At 64.6% G+C, this 19,819-nt stretch carries 15 protein-coding genes; 11 read left to right on the top strand and 4 right to left on the bottom strand.

Going from position 1 to position 19,819, the window contains the following annotated elements:
* Window positions 1–9 precede the first annotated feature (9 nt).
* The gene (locus LJ737_RS19010) at window positions 10–750 is read right to left on the bottom strand and encodes an electron transfer flavoprotein subunit beta/FixA family protein (protein WP_227768333.1); all 741 of its coding nucleotides are present in this window, start codon (window positions 748–750) and stop codon (window positions 10–12) included.
* A gap of 73 nt (window positions 751–823) precedes the next feature.
* Here LJ737_RS19010 and LJ737_RS19005 point away from each other — a divergent pair, with 73 nt between their 5' ends.
* Window positions 824–1,165 carry a tetratricopeptide repeat protein gene (locus LJ737_RS19005; protein ID WP_227768332.1) on the top strand — a complete coding sequence of 114 codons (342 nt, stop codon included), beginning with the start codon at window positions 824–826 and terminating at the stop codon, window positions 1,163–1,165.
* A gap of 97 nt (window positions 1,166–1,262) precedes the next feature.
* Here LJ737_RS19005 and LJ737_RS19000 read toward each other — a convergent pair whose 3' ends face one another.
* Window positions 1,263–2,336, bottom strand: a complete 1,074-nt coding sequence (locus tag LJ737_RS19000) for a cobalamin B12-binding domain-containing protein (RefSeq protein WP_227768331.1) — start codon at window positions 2,334–2,336, stop codon at window positions 1,263–1,265.
* Between the two features lie 176 nt (window positions 2,337–2,512).
* On the opposite strand from LJ737_RS19000, the gene LJ737_RS18995 reads away from it, so the two are divergent.
* Window positions 2,513–3,193 carry a response regulator transcription factor gene (locus tag LJ737_RS18995; protein ID WP_227768330.1) on the top strand — a complete coding sequence of 227 codons (681 nt, stop codon included), beginning with the start codon at window positions 2,513–2,515 and terminating at the stop codon, window positions 3,191–3,193.
* Between the two features lie 97 nt (window positions 3,194–3,290).
* The gene (locus tag LJ737_RS18990; RefSeq protein WP_227768329.1) at window positions 3,291–4,667 is read left to right on the top strand and encodes a sensor histidine kinase; all 1,377 of its coding nucleotides are present in this window, start codon (window positions 3,291–3,293) and stop codon (window positions 4,665–4,667) included.
* Between the two features lie 4 nt (window positions 4,668–4,671).
* Here LJ737_RS18990 and LJ737_RS27180 read toward each other — a convergent pair whose 3' ends face one another.
* Window positions 4,672–5,973, bottom strand: a complete 1,302-nt coding sequence (locus LJ737_RS27180; RefSeq protein WP_227768328.1) for a T9SS type A sorting domain-containing protein — start codon at window positions 5,971–5,973, stop codon at window positions 4,672–4,674.
* Window positions 5,974–6,290: 317 nt separating this feature from the next.
* On the opposite strand from LJ737_RS27180, the gene LJ737_RS18980 reads away from it, so the two are divergent.
* The 7 genes from LJ737_RS18980 to LJ737_RS18950 all read left to right on the top strand — a co-directional run bounded on the left by LJ737_RS18980 (window position 6,291) and on the right by LJ737_RS18950 (window position 17,771).
* Window positions 6,291–7,598: a TolC family protein gene (locus LJ737_RS18980; protein WP_227768327.1), complete on the top strand. Its 1,308-nt coding sequence runs from the start codon at window positions 6,291–6,293 to the stop codon at window positions 7,596–7,598.
* A 50-nt stretch (window positions 7,599–7,648) separates the two neighbouring features.
* Entirely contained in the window at window positions 7,649–8,755 is a 1,107-nt protein-coding gene (locus LJ737_RS18975) for an efflux RND transporter periplasmic adaptor subunit (protein WP_227768326.1), read from the top strand.
* A gap of 143 nt (window positions 8,756–8,898) precedes the next feature.
* Window positions 8,899–12,063: an efflux RND transporter permease subunit gene (locus tag LJ737_RS18970; RefSeq protein ID WP_227768325.1), complete on the top strand. Its 3,165-nt coding sequence runs from the start codon at window positions 8,899–8,901 to the stop codon at window positions 12,061–12,063.
* A 47-nt stretch (window positions 12,064–12,110) separates the two neighbouring features.
* A complete protein-coding gene (locus LJ737_RS18965) occupies window positions 12,111–12,737 on the top strand; it encodes an ion channel (RefSeq protein ID WP_227768324.1) in 627 nt (208 codons plus the stop codon).
* 238 nt (window positions 12,738–12,975) lie between these two features.
* Window positions 12,976–16,113: an efflux RND transporter permease subunit gene (locus LJ737_RS18960; RefSeq protein ID WP_227768323.1), complete on the top strand. Its 3,138-nt coding sequence runs from the start codon at window positions 12,976–12,978 to the stop codon at window positions 16,111–16,113.
* A gap of 445 nt (window positions 16,114–16,558) precedes the next feature.
* Complete coding sequence (locus LJ737_RS18955; RefSeq protein WP_227768322.1) at window positions 16,559–17,389, top strand: hypothetical protein; 831 nt, start codon at window positions 16,559–16,561, stop codon at window positions 17,387–17,389.
* A 169-nt stretch (window positions 17,390–17,558) separates the two neighbouring features.
* Complete coding sequence (locus tag LJ737_RS18950) at window positions 17,559–17,771, top strand: hypothetical protein (protein WP_227768321.1); 213 nt, start codon at window positions 17,559–17,561, stop codon at window positions 17,769–17,771.
* Between the two features lie 42 nt (window positions 17,772–17,813).
* On the opposite strand, the gene LJ737_RS18945 is transcribed toward LJ737_RS18950, so the two are convergent.
* Window positions 17,814–18,737 carry a DUF3078 domain-containing protein gene (locus LJ737_RS18945; RefSeq protein WP_227768320.1) on the bottom strand — a complete coding sequence of 308 codons (924 nt, stop codon included), beginning with the start codon at window positions 18,735–18,737 and terminating at the stop codon, window positions 17,814–17,816.
* A 183-nt stretch (window positions 18,738–18,920) separates the two neighbouring features.
* Here LJ737_RS18945 and LJ737_RS18940 point away from each other — a divergent pair, with 183 nt between their 5' ends.
* Entirely contained in the window at window positions 18,921–19,736 is an 816-nt protein-coding gene (locus tag LJ737_RS18940; protein ID WP_227768319.1) for a transporter, read from the top strand.
* Window positions 19,737–19,819 lie beyond the last annotated feature (83 nt).

Raw genomic sequence — 19,819 nt, 5'->3', positions numbered from 1 at the left:
AGTTCTGGATTAGATGACTTTGGCTTCGTTGCGCAGCAACTTGATCAGCTCGCCAGCCTGCTCGGCGGGGATGAGCTTCACGCCTTGCTTTTTGGGCGGCAGCGCGTATTCGGCCACCGCGGTAGCGGCGCCTTCGCCTACGGGCTCCACCACTTTCAGCGGCTTGGTGCGGGCCGTCATGATGCCGCGCATGTTCGGGATGCGCGGCTCGCACATCGGCTGCTGGCAGGAGGCCACGAAGGGGGTGTTCACCTCCACGATTTCCTTGCCGCCCTCGATTTCGCGCTCCAGCGTGGCGGTGTTGCCGCTCATGTCCAGCTTCATGGCCGGGGCCACCGTCGGAATGCCGAGCAGCTCGCCCACCATGCCGTGCACCTGGAAGCCGTTGTAATCGATGCTTTCCTTGCCCATCAGGATGACGTCGTAGCCGCCTTCCTTAGCGTAGTGGGCAATCTGCTGGGCCACAAACCACGCGTCCTTCGGCGCGGCGTTGACGCGGATGGCGTCGTCGGCCCCGATGGCCAGGGCCTTGCGGATATTAGGCTCGGTATCGGCTTCGCCCACGTTGAGCACCGTCACGGTGCCGCTGCCCTGGGCTTCCTTCAACTCAATGGCGCGAGTGAGTGCATACTCATCCCACGGGTTGATGACGAACTGCACGCCCGCCTTGTTAAACTCCTTATTATCCGGGGTGAACGTGATTTTGGTCGTCGTGTCCGGGACGTTGCTAATGCAAACGAGAAACTTCATCAGGTCGACTTAAGGGTCAGAAGATGCGGGCTATGCCCTAATTTCGGGCCGAAGATACTGGAAAATCCCACCGATGGAAACCTCACCGAGCCGCCTGGAGCAACTGCTCACCTTCTATAAGGAAGACCCCACCGACGCCTTTACCGTGTACGCGTTGGCCACCGAATACCGCTCGGCTGGCGACCTGGACACGGCTTGGCTCTACTACCAGAAGCTCCTCGCGGAACACCCTGATTATGTGGGTACTTACTACCACGCAGGCAAGCTTCGGCAGGAACAAGGGCACCTCGGCGAAGCCGAAAACATCCTGCGTACGGGCCTTACCGTAGCCCGCAAAGCCGGGCAAATGCACGCCGCCGCCGAGCTGCAAGGCGCCCTCAATAACGTGCTCGGACTGGACTACGAGGACGACTAAAATTTATTCGGCACGCCTAACATTTTTCGGCCACCCCGACAAAAAGGCCGGACTGCCCCGCGGCGGTCCGGCCTTTTTAGCAGGCGCTTGCCTGACACTACGCCGGGCTGGCCGTCGACTCGCCGAAGAGCTGCCGCACCGCCTGCACGGCTTGGTCGGCGCTGGGGGCCCAGGCGTCGGCCCCCACCCGCTGCCACAGCGTCGCGTCGTAGTTGAAGGGCCGGCCGCCGACGAGGACGCGGGTCAGGTTGGTTTCGGGGTTGCGCCGCAGCTCACTGATGAACTCAGTGACCAGCGGCACGTGGTGGGGCATGGAGGCGGCGGTCAGCACCAGGTCGACTTGCAAATCGGCTACGGTTTTGAGCACGGAATCGGCCGGGGCGCTGGCGCCGAGGTAATACACGTCCCAGCCGTCGTGCTCCAGGAAGTCGACCACCATTTGCAGGCCCAGCGCGTGCAGGTCGCCGGCCACGCAGGCGGCCAGCAGGCGGCGGCCGTTGCGCGGGGTGCCGTGCAGGTAGGGTTGCAGCTGGGCCATGATAAGCTGGGTGGTAGCGGTGCAGAAATGCTCCTCGGCCACGTTGACCTCGCCGCGGTGCCAGCGCCGGCCCACTTCGCGCTGGGCAGGCTGCAGCACCTGCAGGTACAGTTCGCGCACGTCGGTGCCGCCGCGGGCCGCGTCGAGGATGAGCCGGCAGGCCCCGGGGCGGTCGGGCACGAGCAGGCGGCGCAGGTACTCGGCCGCCATGCCTTGGTAGGCGGCGGCCGCGTCGGCCGGTTCTTCCTCGGCCAGCGGGGCGGGCGCGGGCTCGTCGAGCTGAGCAATGCCGGCGCTCAGCAGCGACGCCATGAGCACGTACTCGCCGATGGGCAGGCGCAGCAGCAAGGTCTGGCGCAAGGCGGTGAGCTGGCGGGCCAGCTGGGCTTCGGCGGCCGCGCCGCGCTGGCGCAGCTGCTGCAGGTGCGAGTCGAACAGGGCCGGGCTGCTCATGAGCACGGCGTCGGCCAGGGGCTGCAGGTGGCTGCGCAGCTGGGCGCGCAGGCGGCTTTCGTCGTCTACCTCCCCGCCCTGCTGGGCGTAGTGCTGGTAGGCGGCGGCGCTCAGCTCCTCGGCTTTCTCGTAGAGCAGCTGGGTGACTTGCTCGCGCTGACTGACGGTGGTTTGCGGCATAGGTGGCGGAAGCCAAGCCGGGCTGCGGACCTGATAATCAGCAGCCTGGGTGAAGCCGCCGATGCGCCGCAAAACCGGCCCGGCGCAGGAGTAAGTGCTGGGCAACAGTGCTAATCTACAAGCAAATTGGATTACGGCCTGGTTCCCTTGCGCCGCGGTTGCGTAATCTTGCAGCTATGAAAGTACTGCTGGTGGAAGACGAGCCGAAGGTATCGGCCTTTATCCGCAAGGGCTTGGAGGAGGAGCATTTCGACGTGGAAGTGGCCTACGACGGCACCTTCGGGGCGCGCTTGGCCCTGGCCCACTCCTTCGATTTGGTTATTCTGGACGTGATTCTGCCCGGCATGAGCGGCTTCGAGGTGCTCAAAGCCATCCGGCAGCGCGACCAGGACGTGCCCGTGCTTATGCTCACGGCCCTGGGCACCACCGCCGACAAGCTGGAGGGCTTCGACGCCGGCGCCGACGACTACCTCGTCAAGCCCTTCGACTTTCCGGAGCTGCTGGCCCGGGTGCGCGCCCTCACCCGCCGCCGCGGCCACGTAGTGAAAGGCGCCACCCTCGCCCTGGCCGACCTCACGCTGGACACGGCCGCCAAGACCGTCACCCGCGCCGGGCAGCCGCTCAAGCTCACCGCCCGCGAATTTGCCCTGCTGGAGCTGCTGCTGCGCAACAAGGGCCGGGTGCTCAGCCGGGCCGAAATTGCCGAGCACAGCTGGGAAGACTCCTTCGACGCGGGCTCCAACGTCATCGACGTGTACGTGAACTACCTGCGCAACAAAGTCGACAAGCCCTTCCCCAGCAAGCTCATCCACACCGTGGTGGGCATGGGCTACGTGATGCGGGAAGAAGAAAGGTGAACTTGTGAAGTGGTGAATTTGTGAATGCGGCTACTCTGCCCGCTTCACGAACGCCCGGTCACAAGTTCACAAGTTCACAAATTCACCACTTGACCCCATGACTATCCGCGACCGGCTGACCTGGCTGTTTCTGGGCATGGTGGCCGTCATTATGCTGGCGGCGCTGTCGGTGTCGTTTATCCTGCAGGAACGCTACACCCACGAGGAGTTTCACCGCCGCCTGCGCGACCGGGCCGAGGTGACGGGCTATATCTTTCTGGAGCGCGACGAGATGCGCGCCAATGCCTTCCGCGAGTTTGAGCGCCGCTACCTGCAAACCCTGCCCAACGAAGTGCTGCAGGTGTACAACAGCCAGCTGCAGCCCCGCTTTCTGGAAGAAGACGAGCGGATTCAGCTTTCGGAGCACCTGCTGGCCCGCATCGTGAGCGAGCGGGAGGTGTTCTTTGACATCGGGCCGCGGCAGGCCGTGGGCGTGTTTTACCACGACAACCAGGGCGACTACGTCATCGTGGCGGCGGCCGAAAACAGCTTCGGCAAGGCCCGGCTGCGCTACCTGGCCGGCATCATGGTGGCCGTGTTCGTGGGCAGCCTCGTGCTGATTTACGTGGCCGGGCGGCTGTTTGCGGGCCGGGCCCTGCGGCCCATTGCCGACATCAACGACCAGGTGGACCGCATCACGGCCCGCGACCTGCACCTGCGCCTCGACGAGGGCAAAACCGAGGAACCCGACGAAATTTCGCGCTTGGCCCGCACCTTCAACCGCATGCTGGAGCGCCTGGAAGACTCTTTCGAAAGCCAGGGCACCTTCGTACGCAACGCCTCGCATGAGCTGCGCACCCCGCTCACGTCCACCATCGGGGAGCTGCAGGTGCTGATGGCCCGCGAACGGGACGCCCCCGCCTACCGCGAGGCCCTGGGCTCGGTGCTGGCCGAGCTGCTGCAGTTTCGTCTGCTGGTGAACAACCTGCTGGAGCTAGCCCAAACCGACTCGGTGGACCTGCCCAAGACCGAGGAAATCCGCCTCGACGAGCTGGTGTGGGAAGTGCGCAACGGCCTGCCCACCGAGCAGCGCCGCCGCGTGCAGGTGCAGCTCGGCGCGCTGCCCGACGACGCCGAGCGGCTGGTAGTGCGCGGCAGCCGGGCCCTGCTGCTGCGGGCGCTGAGCAACCTGGTGGAAAACGCCCTAAAGTACTCCCCCGCCGAGCAGCCCGTGGAGCTGCGCCTCGATTACGAAGCCCCGCACACCCTGCGCCTGCGCGTGCTCGACCGCGGCATCGGTATTGCCGACAAGGACTACGCCCGGCTGTTCCAGCCCTTTTTCCGCGGCGACAACTCGCGCCACGTCGTGGGGCACGGCGTGGGGCTGCCGCTGGCCCGGAACATCATCGGGCGGCACGGCGGGCAGCTGGCGCTGCGGGCCCGGCACGGGGGCGGCACTATGGCCGAGGTAGTGTTTGACCACCCCGACGCCTAGCGTTTTACTGCTTGCTCAAGCGGGTGCTCAGGGCTCGACCGTGCTTGTCGGTGGCGCGCAGCACGTACACGCCGGCGGTTAGGCCCTGCAAAGGCAGCTGCTGTTCGGTCTGGCCAGCCGCAAGCGGCAACTCCCGCATCACGCGGCCGAGGCCGTCGAGCAAGGTCAGCTGCCCCTGCAAGCCGGCGGTGCGGATGGTCACAGCTTCGGTAGCGGGCTGCGGGTACACAGCCAGTTCGTTCGCGGCGGCCTTGTTGGCAGCCAGCGCTACGGCGGGCAGCGTGTACACCAGCAAGGTGGGGCTGGAAGCGGAGGTCTGGCGGACGGCGGTGTGGACGAGCAACGAGCCGGTCGTGTTCTTGGCAATGTCCAGCCCCACCCCGATGGCCCCCATCTGCTCATCGATGAGGGCCGCGTAGAGCTGCTGGCCCTGCGGCGTCACCTGCCCGACGCCGATGGGAAAGCCCAAGGGCGCCTCCGGAATGCGGGCGTAGGGCCCGGCCATGAACACCAGGGCGTTGCCGTCGGGCGCCACGCGCATGCCGTCGTAGCCCGGGGCCGGCGCGGGCCACTGCGCGACCCACGACGGCGAAAACCGCTGCACCCGGCTGCCGATCAGGGCCAGGTAACCGTCGGCGGGGTTGGGCAGGGCGGCGATGGAACCCAGCCCGTACCCGCTCACCGGCAGCACGAGCTGCGCGCCCATCACGCCGGCGTCGCTGACCTGAATGGCACGGTAGGCGGCGTACGGACTGGTGGCCAGATCTTCCTGCACCACCAGCCAGCTACCGCTGGCGGCCGGCACTACGCCCACGGGATACCGGTAATTGATACCGGCCGGCAGCGGCAAATAGGTTTGGCCGACTTGCTGCCCGGTCGCGGCTATTTTAACCCAGTAAGGGCCGAACTGACTCGCGCCGGGGGCGTAGCCTTCGCCCAAAGCCACAAAGCCGCCGTCGGGGGTGCCAGTGGCTAACGCGGGAACGTTGAGCCGGCGCGTCCAGAGCGTGTCGCCCTGCGCCGAGAGCAGCACGGTCCGCCCGCCGCATTCGATCAGCGCGGTGCCCGTGTGCGGGTTGGGCGCGACGCTGCGCAGCCCGATGCCGGCCGTGCCGGGCAACGTAATGCGGCGGCTGCGCACGGTGTCGCCCTGGGCGTTGAGCCAGTGCAGCCGCAGGGCCCGGCTGCCGGTGACGTTGCTGGCGAGCAGTATTTGGCCGCCCGGTAGGGCCAGCACCTTGCCCTGGGGCGTGTTGGGAAACACGTAGCGCGGTGCCTGCTGGGCCTGCGCGGCTCGGGTAGACACAAGACCTACCAAGAAACCAAGCGCCAAGAAACGAGGAGTAGAAAGAGCCATAAAGTCGACGTAAAAAGAACGAACAATGAATGCGGCGTGACGCGGCAAAAATTGCGCCGGCTGAATATCTTAACAGAGCCCCGCCCCGCCAGCTGGAGCTACTCATGACCACATTTATCAAAAATATTCACTAACAAAAAACGCCTTAAACACCTGCAAATGGCATTTTTCAGAAAATATTACGATTCTAATCTGTTTCTAATGCACCTCTAATATTCGCCTAATACCCCCGCGGTACACTTGCATTGTCAACTCACCAGACGACAATGTTCCGCGCCCCCTTTCGCTTACTTTCCCTGGCCGCCGGCCTGCTGCTGACGGCCGCGGCCGCCCGCGCCGAAGCGCCCGTCCAGGCTGCCGCTACCGATACCGTCCGCCTCGCCCTGCCGCAGGCCGAGCAGCAGTTCGTCGACAACAACTTCGCCCTGCTGGCCCAGCGCTTCAACGTCTCGGCCGCCGAGGCCCAGATTCTGCAGGCTCGTTTGTGGGACAACCCCACCATCAGCGTCGAGCAGAACGCCTACAACCAGTTTACGCGCAAGACGCTGGACGTGACGCGCACCGGCAACACGGCCGTGCAGGTGCAGCAACTGTTCGCCATTGCCGGCCGCCGCAAAGCCGCGGCCGCGGTGGCCCAGCAAAACACCCTGGTGGAGCAGTATAACCTGCAGGATCTGCTGCGCACCCTGCGCTACCAGCTGCGCACCACCTTCTACGACCTGTACTTCAAGCAACGCTCCCTGAGCGTGTACGACCGGCAGATCAGCGAATTCCGCCGCACCATCGGCCTTTACGAGCAGCAGCTGCAGAAGGGCAACATCGCCCTGAAGGACGTGGTGCGCCTCAAGGCCTTCCTGTTTGACCTGGAAACCGAGCGGCAGACCCTGCTGCGCGACATGGCCCAGGACCAGGCCGACCTGCACGTGCTGCTGCGCGACGAAACTCCCTCGTACCTGGTGCCGCAGGTGTCGCTGGCCGCCATTCGGGCCCTTTCGCTCAGCCAGGCCCCGGGCGAAACCGCCCTGGCCGACTCGGCCCAGAACGTGCGCGCCGACGTGAAAGCCCGCATGGCCCAGGTGCAGCAGCAGCAGGCCAACCTGCGCCTGCAACACGCCCTGGCCGCTCCTGACCTGGCCGTGGGCTACGTGTACGACCGCGCCGGCAACTACATCCAGAACTACAACGCGGTGACGCTGGGCATTGCCGTGCCCGTCTTCAACCGCAACCAGGGCAACATCCGCACGGCCCGGGCGCAGATGGAGGGCAGCCAGGCCCAACTCTCGCAGCAGCAGCTGCAGGTGCGCCAGGAGGTGTACCAGGCCTACGCGCTGGCCCAGCAGGCCGAGCAGCTGTCGGCCAACACCGACCGCAACACCGCCGACTTCGACAAGCTCATCGACGGCATCGAGCGCAGCTACGCCCAGCGCAACATCACCATCGTGGAATTCCTCGACTTCTACGAGAGCTACAAGGAAAACCTGCTGCAGCGCAACGAGCGGAGCAACAACCGCATCCGCGCCTACGAGCAGCTCAACTACGCCGTCGGCCGCCCGGTGCTGACGCCCGCCAACTAAGTCTTTCACCCGCCCGCGCCCCGCCGCGGCGCACCTCACCGCCTACCGCCATGCTTCGCGTTTCCCGCTCCCTCACCGCCCTGCTCTTTCCGATTGCCGCCGCGGGCCTGCTGAGCAGCTGCACCGATTCCGACGCCAACCCGGCCGCCGAAGAAACCCAGCCCTTCATGCTCTCCGACACAATGATGAAGGAAATCAAGCTCGACACGGTGCACGCCGAGCCGGTGCGCAACGAGCTGACCCTCTCGGGCCAGATTGCCACCAACGGCGACAAAACCGTGCAGGTGTTTCCGCTGGTGGGCGGCGTGGTGGAGCAGCTCAACGTGGAGCTGGGCGACCATGTGGAGAAGGGCCAAGTGCTGGCCGTCATCCGCTCGGGCGAAATTGCCGACCTGCAAAACCAGAGCGCCACGGCCGGCACCGACCTCGACATTGCCCGCAAGAACCTGGCGGTGGCCGAAGACCAGTTTCAGTCGGGCTTGGCCTCGGAGCGCGACGTGGTGCTGGCCCGCAAGGAGCTGCAGAAAGCCCAGAGCAACGTGGGCAAGTCGCGCAAGCAGCTGAGCGTGTACGGCGTGTCGGCCGACGGCACCTACACGCTGCGGGCCCCGATTTCGGGCTTTATCACGGAGAAGAACGTGACCGACCACATGCAGTTCAACGCCGACAACGTGCAGAACCTCTTCACCGTGTCGAACCTCGACGACGTGTGGATTATGGCCAACGTGTTCGAGTCGGACATTGCGAAAGTGAAGGAGGGCTACCAGGCCGACGTGACGACGCTGGCCTACCCCGACAAGCACTTTGAGGGCCGCATCGACAAGGTGTTCAACGTGCTCGACCCCGACGCGAAGGTGATGAAGGTGCGCGTGCGCCTCGCCAACCCCGGCTACCTGCTCAAGCCCGAAATGTACGCCCGCATCAACGTGCTCAACACCGAGGCCACCAAGATGCTGGCCGTGCCCTCCGAGGCCGTCATCTTCGACAAGGACCGCAACTACGTGATGGTCTACCGCGACCGGAAGCACGTGGACACCCGCGAGGTGAAACTCGACAAGACCGTGGGCGACGTGAGCTACGTGGCCTCCGGCCTTAAGGACGGTGACGTCATCATCGCCAAAAACCAGCTGCTCGTCTACGACGAGCTGAACGACTAGCCTCCGTCAGGAGCCAGCCCCACGAGGCCCCCGAGGTCGGCGCAAAGTACGCCGACGGCCATTCCCTTGCCGTTGCCGAACGGCTTTCGACCTGCTGCTACAGCCTCCCCAGCTCCTGACCACCCGCTTCTTCGCAAGCAACCATGAACAAGTTCATCCAAGGCATCATTGCCTTCTCGCTAAAAAACCGCGGCTTCGTCTTCCTGATGACGGCGGTGGCCATCGTGGCCGGGGTGGTGAGCTACCGCAACACGCCCATCGAAGCGTTTCCGGACGTCACCAACACCGAAATTACCATCATCACCCAGTGGCCGGGCCGCTCGGCCGAGGAGATTGAGAAGTTCGTGACGGCGCCCATCGAAATTGCGCTGAACCCGGTGCAGAAGAAGACTTCGGTGCGCAGCACCTCGCTCTTCGGCCTGTCGGTGGTGAAGGTGATTTTCGACGACGGCGTGGAGGACTTTTTCGCCCGGCAGCAGGTGAATAACCTGCTGGCCGATGTGGATTTGCCCGACGGCATCGACCCGGAGGTGCAGCCGCCCTACGGCCCCACCGGCGAAATCTACCGCTACACCATCGAGAGCAAGGATAAGACGGTGCGCGAGCTGAAAACTATCCAGGACTGGGTGATTGAGCGCAACCTGAAGGCCGTGCCCGGCGTGGCCGACGTGAACAGCTTCGGCGGCGAGGTGAAGGACTACGAAATCAGCGTGGACCCGACCAAGCTGCAGACCTTCGGCATCACCCCGCTCGACGTGTACAACGCCGTGCAGCGCAGCAACATCAACGTGGGCGGCGACGTCATCAACGAGGGCCAGCAGAACTTCGTGGTGCGCGGCATCGGGCTGCTGAACAACATCGGCGACATCAACAACACGGTCATCAAGAACGTGAACGGCGCCCCGATTCTGATCAAGAACGTGGCGTCGGTGCAGGAATCGGCGCTGCCGCGCCTCGGTAAAGTGGGCCGCGGGCTCGAAGACGACAAGGTGGAGGGCATCGTGGTGATGCGCAAGGGCGAAAACCCCTCGGAAGTCATTGCCCGCCTGCAGGACAAGGTGCAGGAGCTGAACGAGAAGATTCTGCCCCGGGACGTGCAGATCAAGACCTTCTACGACCGGCAGCAGCTCATCGACTTCAGCACCGAGACGGTGATTCACAACCTGCTCGAAGGCATCGTGCTCGTCACGGTTATCGTGTTCCTCTTCATGGCCGACTGGCGCACCACCGTCATCGTGTCGGTGATTATCCCGCTGGCCCTGCTCTTCGCCTTCATCTGTCTGCGGCTGAAGGGCATGTCGGCGAACCTCTTGTCGATGGGCGCCATCGACTTCGGCATCATCATCGACGGGGCGGTGGTGATGGTGGAAGGGCTCTTTGTGGCCCTCGACCACAAGGCGCACGAGAAAGGCATGGCGCGGTTCAACAGCCTGGCCAAGCTCGGGCTGATCAAAAAAACCGGCCGCGACATGGGCAAGGCCATCTTCTTCTCCAAGGCCATCATCATCACCGCCCTGCTCCCCATTTTCTCCTTCGAGAAAGTGGAGGGCAAGATGTTCAGCCCGCTGGCCTGGACGCTCGGCTTCGCCCTGCTCGGCGCGCTGATTTTCACCCTGACGCTGGTGCCGGTGCTCACGAGCATCCTGCTGAAGAAGGACGTGAAGGAGAAGGACAACTTCTTCGTGCGCGCCATCAACCGCGGGGCCCAGCGCTTCTTCCGCTTCACCTACGCCCGCAAAAACATCAGCCTGCTCATTGCCGCCCTGGTGGTGGCCGGCGGCCTCGGCGCCTTCAAGTTTCTGGGCTCGGAATTCCTGCCGGAACTGAACGAAGGCTCGATTTACGTGCGAGCCCAGCTGCCCCTGAGCATCGGGCTGGACGAGTCCAACAAGCTCTGCAACGAGATGCGCCGGGTGTTCCTCTCCTTCCCCGAGGTGTCGGACGTGGTGAGCCAGACCGGCCGCCCCAACGACGGCACCGACCCGACGGGCTTCTACAACAACGAGTTCCTGGTGCAGATCAAGCACACCAAGGACGTGCAGAACAAGATGAAGTCGGCCGCCTACCGCGCCCAGCTCATCGACCACATGAAAGCCAAACTCGGCCGCTTCCCCGGCGTGGATTTCAACTTCTCGCAGCCCATCATGGACAACGTGGAGGAAGCCGCCTCGGGCGTGAAAGGCTCCATTGCCGTCAAAATCTACGGTACCGACCTCAAGCTGATGGAGGAAAAGGGCCGCGAGGTCTACGCCATCCTTAAGAATATCAAGGGCATCGACGACCTGGGCGCCCTGCGCAACATCGGCCAGCCGGAGCTGCACGTGGAGCTGGACGAGAACAAGATGGCCAGCTACGGCGTGGACAAGGCCGACGCCAACGCAGTGCTGGAAATGGCTGTGGGCGGTAAGCAGGCCACCCAGCTCTACGAGGGTGAGCGGAAATTCCCCATCCGCGTCCGCTACGAGCCGCAGTACCGCTCGACGCCGGCCGAAATCAGCCAGCTGATGGTGCCCACGCAGGCGGGCAAGACCATCCCGATTTCAGAAATAGCCACCATCGGCCCGGTCAACGGCCCTTCGCTCATCTACCGCGACGACAACAAGCGCTTTGCCGCCGTGAAGTTCAGCATCCGCGGCCGCGACATGGGCTCCACCATCGAAGAGGCCCAGAAGAAAGTGGACGCGGCGGTGCACCTGCCCAAGGGCTACACCATGAAGTGGACCGGCGACTTTGAAAACCAGCGCCGCGCTACCCAGCGCCTCACCCAGGTGGTGCCCATCTCGCTCGGGCTGATCTTCTTCATCCTCTTCATTCTCTTCGGCAACCTCAAGGACGCCGGCCTGGTGCTGCTGAACGTGCCGTTTGCCATCATCGGCGGCATTGCCTCCCTCCTGCTCACGCACACCAACTTCAGCATCTCGGCGGGTATCGGCTTTATCGCGCTGTTCGGCATCTGCATTCAGAACGGGGTGATTCTCATCTCGGTGTTCAAGCAGAACATGCTGCGCAAGATGAGCCTGGACAAGAGCATCTACGAGGGCGTGACCAGCCGCGTGCGCCCGGTGGTGATGACCGCCCTGATGGCCACCATCGGCCTGATGCCGGCCGCCATCAGCACCGGTATCGGCTCCGAAACCTCCAAGCCCCTGGCCATCGTGGTCATCGGCGGCCTCATCACCGGCACCCTGCTGACGCTGTTCATCTTCCCCTTGATTTTCGAGCGCGCTTACCGCGCCGAGCACAGCAAGTACGGCCCGCACACCGACGCGGAGCTGCACCCCGACACCAAAGCCGTGCTCGTGCACTAACCACCCGCCCCTCCGGCACCCCCACCACCACTTTCACCACCTCCGCCATGCTTCGCCTCCCCGCTTCCGTGCTGCACGCGCTGCTGCTCTTTGCCGGCCTCATCGGGCTGGGCGCGGCGCTTTTCGTGGTCGACTGGTACATGCTGGCCCGGCCGGCGCTGGTGGCGGGGCTGCTGCTGCTCGTCACGGCCGGCAAGCTGTGGTACTGCGCCCGGGCCGTGCTCGGCTGGATTCGGCGCACGGTGGACTCGGCCGAGCACCTGCGGCACCTGACCACCTTCATTGCCCTGACGGTGCTGCTCATCATCACCTCCTACGCCCTCGATTACTACTGCCTGCACCGCATCTACCCGGGGGCGTTCCGGCTGCCCTTCGGCGAGCGGGACCCGCTGGGCCAGCTGCTCACCTTTTTCTACCTGAGCGCGGGCACCTTCACCACCGCCGGCAGCAACGAGGTGTACCCCACCACCCTGCTCGGGCAGCTGTACGTGACCAGCGAAATGCTCATCGGCTACGCCACCACGGTGCTGGTGGTGGCCAACCTGGCGCACCTGCGCCACCTGTTCCGCGCGGCGTACCGGCCCGAGCGGCGCGGGCGGCAGGAACAGCCCGCGGCCCTGGCCGCGGCCGGTCCCGCCGAATCCTTTTCCCGACTTCCCTTCAAGGTTTGGTGAGAGAAAAGCCCGTCGTGTTTCACGGCGGGTTTTCTACCAAACCCGCTTTTCTCAGTCCGCTCCCAGCCTACTCGCGTCATGGCCAGCTGATTCTTACCGCCCAACCCTGCCCCGGGCCTCTGCGCCCCGGCCGCTACCGCCGCCCCGCTGGGCCGGCGGCTGCGCGGCGTTTCGCCCTTTGCCTGCTTGCCTCACCCCTCACCAACCTTTTACCGGCCGGCCCGCCCGGCGCATCCCGATGAATAAATTCATTCAGGGCATCATATCCTTCTCGCTGAAGAACCGCTTTTTCGTGTTCTTCCTCACGGCCCTGCTGGTGGTCGGCGGCATCTTCAGCTACCTGCACACGCCCATTGAGGCGTTTCCGGACGTCACCAACACCCAGATCATCATCGTGAGCCAGTGGCCGGGCCGCTCGGCGCAGGAAGTGGAGCGCTTCGTGTCGGTGCCCATCGAGGTGGCCATGAACTCGGTGCAGAAGAAATCGAACATGCGCTCTATCAGCATGTTCGGGCTGTCGGTTATCAAAATCAACTTCGACGATGACGTAGAGGACTTCTTCGCCCGGCAGCAGGTGAACAACCTGCTGGCCGGCGTGAACTTCCCCGAGGGCTGCGAAAACCACGTGCAGCCGCCCTACGGCCCCACCGGCGAAATCTTCCGCTATACGGTGCAGAGCAAGGCCGGGCGCTCGACCAACGATTTGCTGGCCATCCAGGACTGGACGGTGGAGCGGGCGCTGAAGTCGGTGCCGGGCGTGGCCGACATTGCGGCCTTCGGCGGCACGAAGAAAATCTACGAAATCAGCGTGGACCCGGCCCAGCTGCAGAAGTACAACCTCACCCCGACCGACGTGTACGAGGCCGTGCAGAAAAGCAACCTCAACGTGGGCGGCGACGTGATTGAAAAGAACGGGCAGGCCTACGTGGTGCGCGGCATCGGCCTCTTGAACAAGCCCGAGGACATCGGCAACATCATCGTGGCCGACATCCACAACACGCCCATTTTGGTGCGCAACGTGGCCCAGGTGGCCGAAAGTCACGCCCCGCGCGTGGGCCAGGCCGGCCTCGACGGCAACGACGACGTGGTGGAGGGCATTGTCATCATGCGCAAGGGCGAAAACCCGGCCGAGGTGCTCGGGCGCGTCAAGGCCAAAATCGAGGAGCTGAACACCAAGGTGCTGCCCGCCGACGTGAAGCTGGTAACCTTCTACGACCGGGACCGGCTCATGGAATTCTGCACCCACACGGTCATTCACAACCTGGTGGAGGGTATTCTGCTCGTGACGCTCATCGTGTTCCTGTTCATGGCCGACTGGCGCACCACGCTCATCGTGAGCATTATCATTCCGCTGTCCCTACTCTTCGCCTTTATCTGCCTGCGCCTGAAGGGCATGTCGGCGAACCTCTTGTCGATGGGCGCCATCGACTTCGGCATCATCATCGACGGGGCAGTGGTGATGGTGGAGGGCCTGTTCGTAGTGCTCGACCACAAGGCCCACCAGGTGGGCATGCCGACCTACAACAAGCTGGCCAAGCTGGGCCTGATCAAGAAAACCGGCAAGGAGCTGGGCAAGGCCATCTTCTTTTCCAAGCTCATCATCCTGACCTGCCTGCTGCCCATTTTCGCCTTCGAGAAAGTCGAGGGCAAGATGTTCTCACCGCTGGCCTGGACGCTGGGCTTCGCCCTGCTCGGCGCGCTGATTCTGACGCTGACGTTTGTGCCGGTCATGGCCAGCATCCTGCTCAACAAGAACGTGCGAGAGAAGAACAACCCCATCGTCAACTTCTTCGACCGCATCGTCACGCGCGGCTTCGCTTTCACCTCGGCCCACCGCCGCGTGAGCCTGCTGGTGAGCTTTGCCATCATGGCCGGGGCGCTGTACTCGTTTAAGTTTCTGGGCTCGGAGTTTTTGCCCGAGCTGAACGAGGGCGCGCTGTGGGTGGAAGCCAAGCTGCCCATGTCCTCGTCCTTGACCGAGACGACCAAGAAAGTGGCCGAATTCCGGAAAATTCTGGGCTCCTTTCCCGAAGTCAACGGCGTGCTGAGCCAGACCGGCCGCTCCAACGACGGCACCGACCCCAGCGGGATGTACTACGTGCAGTGCCAGGTGAACCTGAAGCCCAAGGAGGAATGGACGCGCAAGATTAGCAAGGAGCAGCTCATCGACGAGATGGACCACAAGCTGCGCCAGTACCCGGGCGTCATCTACAACTACTCCCAGCCCATCATCGACAACGTGGCCGAGGCCGTGGCCGGCATCAACGCCTCGCTGGCCGTGAAAATCTTCGGCAACGACCTGCAGACCATCGACGACAAAGCCGACTCGGTGGCGGCCATCCTCAAGACGGTGCGCGGGGTGAAGGACCTGGGCATCATGCGCAACCTGGGCCAGCCCGAAATGAGCGTGCTGCTCGACGAGGGCCGCATGGCCGTGTACGGGGTGCGCACCGCCGACGCGCAAACGGTGGTGGAAATGGCCATCGGCGGCAAGGCGGCCACCCAGCTCTTCGAGGGCGAGCGGAAGTTCGACGTGCGCATCCGCTACCCCGAGCAGTACCGCAGCACCGAGGAGCAGATCCGGGAGCTGCGCGTGCCCACCATCGGCGGCGGCAAGGTGGCCCTGAAGGAAATTGCCGATGTGCGCACCATCACCGGCCCAGCCTTCGTGTACCACGACAACGGGCAGCGCTTCATTGCCGTCAAGTTCAGCATCCGCGACCGGGACATGGGCTCCACCATTGCCGAGGCGCAGAAGAAAGTCGACAAGCAGATTCACCTGCCCAAGGGCTACAGCATTGCCTGGGCCGGGGAGTTTGAAAACCAGGTGCGCGCCACCCACCGCCTCACCCAGGTGGTGCCGGTGTCGCTGGTCATCATCTTCATTCTGCTCTTTATCACCTTCGGCAACGCCAAGGACGCCGGGCTGGTGCTGGTGAACGTGCCCTTCGCCCTCATCGGCGGCATTGCAGCCCTGCACGTCACGCACACCAACTTCTCGATTTCGGCGGGCATCGGCTTCATCGCCTTGTTCGGTATCTGCATCCAGAACGGGGTCATTCTCATCTCCGTGTTCAAGCAGAACCTGCGCAAGAAGCTCTCCCTCGACGAGTCCTTGCGCCAGGGCGTGGCCTCGCGGGTGCGCCCGGTGGTGATGACCGCCCTGATGGCCATGATCGGACTGTTCCCGGCCGCGCTGAGCACCGGCATCGGCTCCGAAACGCAGAAGCCGCTGGCCATCGTGGTTATCGGCGGCTTGGTGTCGGCCACGGTGCTCACGCTGCTGATTTTCCCGCTGGTATTCCGCTGGGCCTACGCTTCCCTGCACCAGGACGAACCGGCCGCGCCCGCCCCGCTGCAGCTCGCCACGGCTTAAGCACGGACTGCCGTCTGTGGTATTCAAGTGCCAACAAAAAGCCCCCGGCCCCGTGCCGGGGGCTTTTTGTTGCTGTCAACCGGCCGCGCTGGGCACCGGCTCCCGCCCGGGCTCTTCCCCCCGCGCCTGGTGCTGGAGCCAGGACGATGCGCCGCCAGCCGGCAAAATGCGGGGCGCCCCGGCCTGGGGTAATGCGCCCTTTGCGCAGGAATGAGGCGGCGAATTGCCAGTCGAAGTGCACCTAGCGGCGTAGTCGCGGCGCATGGTTGCACATGGGCGGGTGCGCCGCTTAGCCCTTGGCAGGTAGAATAGAGCTTGGGGGTGGCGCGCAGCACCGGTAACACTGGCACCGGGCTTCTCCGGCCACGAGGGCAGGGGGCGCCAAAAGGCAACCCGCAGCCCGCGGAGCGGGTAAACTAAGGCTCAACCAACCCTACCCGCTCCCATGGCCCAGCACCACATCCGCCGCTCCGACGACTTCGACGACCGCCGCAGCCAGCACCCCCACCACGACGACCGCCGCGGCCAGGACCGCTTCGGCGACAACTACGATTCGCGCCGCTCGAACGAGAACTGGCGCGACGAGCCTCGCGACGAATACGGCCGCTTCCAGCGCCGCGACGAGCAGCCCCAGCGCAACGAAGCCGATGACCGCCGCCGCCACCAGGAGGACGACGACCGCCGCCGCGGCTTCCGCACCTACGGCGACTACGCCGGCTCCGACCGCGGCCGCGGCTACGGCCCCGGCCGCATGGAAACCGGGGGGGCCGACTACGCCCGCGGCTACGACAACGACGACAACCGCCGCCAGACCCGCGACCAGCACAGCCGCGGCTACCGCCCCGAAGGAACTTCGGGCTACCTCCAAGACCGCCGCTCCGACGACCGCGACGACTCGCGCCGCCGGGGGTACGACGACGCCCGCAACCTGCCTGCACGCGGCGACTTCGACCGCGGCGCCAACCGCTCCTCCCAAGACTACCGCGACGACTACACCCGCCGCCCCGAGCGCCGCGACGACGCGGGCCACTACGACGGCCGCCGCGACCAAGGCCAGGACGAGCGCCGCTCCCGCTACGACGGCAGCAACCGCGACGGTGCCCGTTCCGATTACGGCTACGGCGACGACTACAGCAGCTCGCTCTACGACCCGAACAGCCGCAACAGCGCCTTCCGCCGCCGCGACGACGAAGACCGTGACCGGGGCCGGGGGCAAGCCGACCGCGGCCGCCGCTGGTCTGACACGCCGGACCTCGACAATCAGCCCCGCCGCTAACCCCGGGCGGAATGTCCCCTACCCCACGGCCCGTCACAACTGCAGTTGTGACGGGCCGTGAGCTGTAACGCCCGGCGCCAAACGCTGACAAAAATCAGCCCGGCGCGCAGCCGCATCGGCGCTCAGTGGGTGTATCTTATGGGTATCGGCAACTCCAACTCCTACCCTTATGGACCCCATGACCGACCAGCAGGCCCGCACCTTCGTCCAGCACTGGCTCGACGCGCACCCCGACCGCCTGCGCAACCGTCGCCAGGACCCCGAACAGCTTCGCCACTGGCAAGACACCGCCGTGCAGCGCCTGCGCACCGGCCTTGCCGACGACGCCGAGTTCATCCTGCGCCGCTTCGCCACCAAGACGGAAACGCACTCGATGGACTAAGTCTGACGGAGCTTTGCCGTAGCGGCCAAGGCGTCTCGGCCGCTACGGCTGCTTCTTGTCCACGTAGTTCTGGAAGGTGTACAGAAAGCCCAGCGACAGGGCTTGGCTGGCTTGCACGTGCGCGTCCTGGTCGCGGTCGTAAAGGGCAATGCCGGTCAGGGCCACGTTGATGTAGCGGTTGACTTTGGCCGTCACGGCCAGCTCCAGGCGGTGGTCGATGGTGCGCCAGCGCAGTTCCTGGTAGTTGGCGAAGAGCAAGTAGCGGGCCTTCAGGTTCACGTTCTGCATAATGTCCTTGTCGAACTCCGACAACACCTGCGCCGCCAGCCATTCGCGGCGCACCTCGCGCGGGGGCCGCACCCCGTAAGGCTCGGCGCCCACGCTCGCGAGGAAACGCTCCGGCCGGTTGACGAAGGTGAAACGCGGCGAAAACGGGGCCAGCCGTACCTTGAAGTAGGTGGTGGGGTGGTATTCGAAACCGTAAGCCGCCGTCAGGAAAGCCGGCGCAAACCACGACGACACCAGCCGGGCCTGCTCGTTGCCGTTGGCGTCCTTGCCGTACTCGTAGCCGCGGGCAAACTGCGAGAGCAGGTTCAACGAGAGAAACATATCCCAGTCGCCGCTGATGCTGTAGCCGTACTTGGTGTCGAGGAACAGGCGGTCGAGGTTTTTGCGGTAGCCCTGGCCCTTGTTCTGGGCAAAAGCAAACAGCAGATCGGCCTGGTTGTCCCAGCTGTGCTTGTCGCGGCGGTAGTTGGCTTGGGTATTGAGTAGCGCGTTCAGGCCCAGAAAGCTCACGCCCCCGCCCTTCCAGTTGTCCGAGAGCAGGGCTTCGCTCACGTTGACGGAGCCTTTGAATTTGGTTTTCCACGGCGAGACGGTGTCGGCCGGGGCCAGAGCGGGGGTTTGGGCGTAGGCCAGCGGCGCGAGGCTCGTCAGTAGCAGGGTCAGGTAAGCGTGTTTCATGGCGTGAAGGTGAGGAATTGGTGGTTGACGAAGACCAGCAGGGCCACCCGGCAAAGGTTACGTTTTTTGCTATATTCTTCGAAAAGAACAATTTAAAACCATCTTCTTGCCTTGATTTTAAAGTTAATTCTCTCCGGCAGACAATTAATGAACGACAAGCCTGTTTCCGCGTGTCGATAGGGCATGCGCAAGACCATCCTGCTGACCGGCGCCCTCGTTGCGGCTGCCACCGGCCGCACCTTGGCCCAGTCCCCCGCCACCGATCCGACCTACAACGAAGACGCGCCCTTCGTGCGCAACATTCGCCCGGATCGGCCGGGCCAGACCGTCACCACCAGCATGCTGCGCCCCGGCCAGTTTCAGGTGGAGCTAGGCACCCAGCGGCAGTTGCCGGCCACGGGCTCGGCCCGCACGCTCTCGTCGGGCCTGCTGCGCGTGGGGTTCTTCAATCACATGGAGTTGCGCCTTACGCAGGGCTATTTGCACGCCGGGCCGCCGCTGCTCGGCGCCGACGTCAGCCGCCCGGCCTTCGGTTTGGCCCCGCTTACGGTAGGCGCCAAGTGGCTGGCTTCGACCCACCAGGACGCCCGCTCGCAGGTGGTGTTCCTGACCGAGTTGACCCTGCCCAAAACCGGCGACCAAACCATGCACCTGGCCAAGCCCCTGGCCTCGGCCCGCGCGCTGGTGTCGCAGCAGATCGGGCAGCGCTTCGGCGTCGAAACCAACCTGGGCTTTAGTCAGAGCGGCTTCCGGGCCGCCGACACCAAGCAGGGACAGTTTCTCTACACGTTGGCGCTAAACGGGCCGCTGACGGGCAAATTCGGCTTCTTCACCGAGGCCTACGGCTTTGGCCGGCAGAGCTTTACTCACGGCGGCACCCTGGGCCTGAACTGGCGTCCGCTGCCCGGCCTGCGCCTCGACGTCAGCGCCGGCCGGTCCGTTACGGGCCAGCGCGGCACGGTGCTCAGCGGCGGCCTGAGCGTGCGCCTGCCGCACTAAGTAGGGCCGCACGGGCGGCAGGTTGCGTGGCTCACATCTTCGTGTGATTGTGGGCGGAATGCAGACAACCTAGTTTTGTCACA

The sequence above is a fragment of the Hymenobacter sp. 15J16-1T3B genome, from assembly GCF_020711235.1.
Classification (GTDB): Bacteria; Bacteroidota; Bacteroidia; order Cytophagales; family Hymenobacteraceae; genus Solirubrum.
This window is presented reverse-complemented; position numbering and strand designations above follow the sequence as displayed.

Bases quoted from the DNA above. Each gene is read 5' to 3' on its own strand.
- LJ737_RS19010 (WP_227768333.1), bottom strand. From the start codon at position 750: ATGAAGTTTCTCGTTTGCATTAGCAACGTCCCGGACACGACGACCAAA.
- LJ737_RS19005 (WP_227768332.1), top strand. From the start codon at position 824: ATGGAAACCTCACCGAGCCGCCTGGAGCAACTGCTCACCTTCTATAAG.
- LJ737_RS19000 (WP_227768331.1), bottom strand. From the start codon at position 2,336: ATGCCGCAAACCACCGTCAGTCAGCGCGAGCAAGTCACCCAGCTGCTC.
- LJ737_RS18995 (WP_227768330.1), top strand. From the start codon at position 2,513: ATGAAAGTACTGCTGGTGGAAGACGAGCCGAAGGTATCGGCCTTTATC.
- LJ737_RS18990 (WP_227768329.1), top strand. From the start codon at position 3,291: ATGACTATCCGCGACCGGCTGACCTGGCTGTTTCTGGGCATGGTGGCC.
- LJ737_RS18980 (WP_227768327.1), top strand. From the start codon at position 6,291: ATGTTCCGCGCCCCCTTTCGCTTACTTTCCCTGGCCGCCGGCCTGCTG.
- LJ737_RS18975 (WP_227768326.1), top strand. From the start codon at position 7,649: ATGCTTCGCGTTTCCCGCTCCCTCACCGCCCTGCTCTTTCCGATTGCC.
- LJ737_RS18970 (WP_227768325.1), top strand. From the start codon at position 8,899: ATGAACAAGTTCATCCAAGGCATCATTGCCTTCTCGCTAAAAAACCGC.
- LJ737_RS18965 (WP_227768324.1), top strand. From the start codon at position 12,111: ATGCTTCGCCTCCCCGCTTCCGTGCTGCACGCGCTGCTGCTCTTTGCC.
- LJ737_RS18960 (WP_227768323.1), top strand. From the start codon at position 12,976: ATGAATAAATTCATTCAGGGCATCATATCCTTCTCGCTGAAGAACCGC.
- LJ737_RS18955 (WP_227768322.1), top strand. From the start codon at position 16,559: ATGGCCCAGCACCACATCCGCCGCTCCGACGACTTCGACGACCGCCGC.
- LJ737_RS18950 (WP_227768321.1), top strand. From the start codon at position 17,559: ATGGACCCCATGACCGACCAGCAGGCCCGCACCTTCGTCCAGCACTGG.
- LJ737_RS18945 (WP_227768320.1), bottom strand. From the start codon at position 18,737: ATGAAACACGCTTACCTGACCCTGCTACTGACGAGCCTCGCGCCGCTG.
- LJ737_RS18940 (WP_227768319.1), top strand. From the start codon at position 18,921: ATGCGCAAGACCATCCTGCTGACCGGCGCCCTCGTTGCGGCTGCCACC.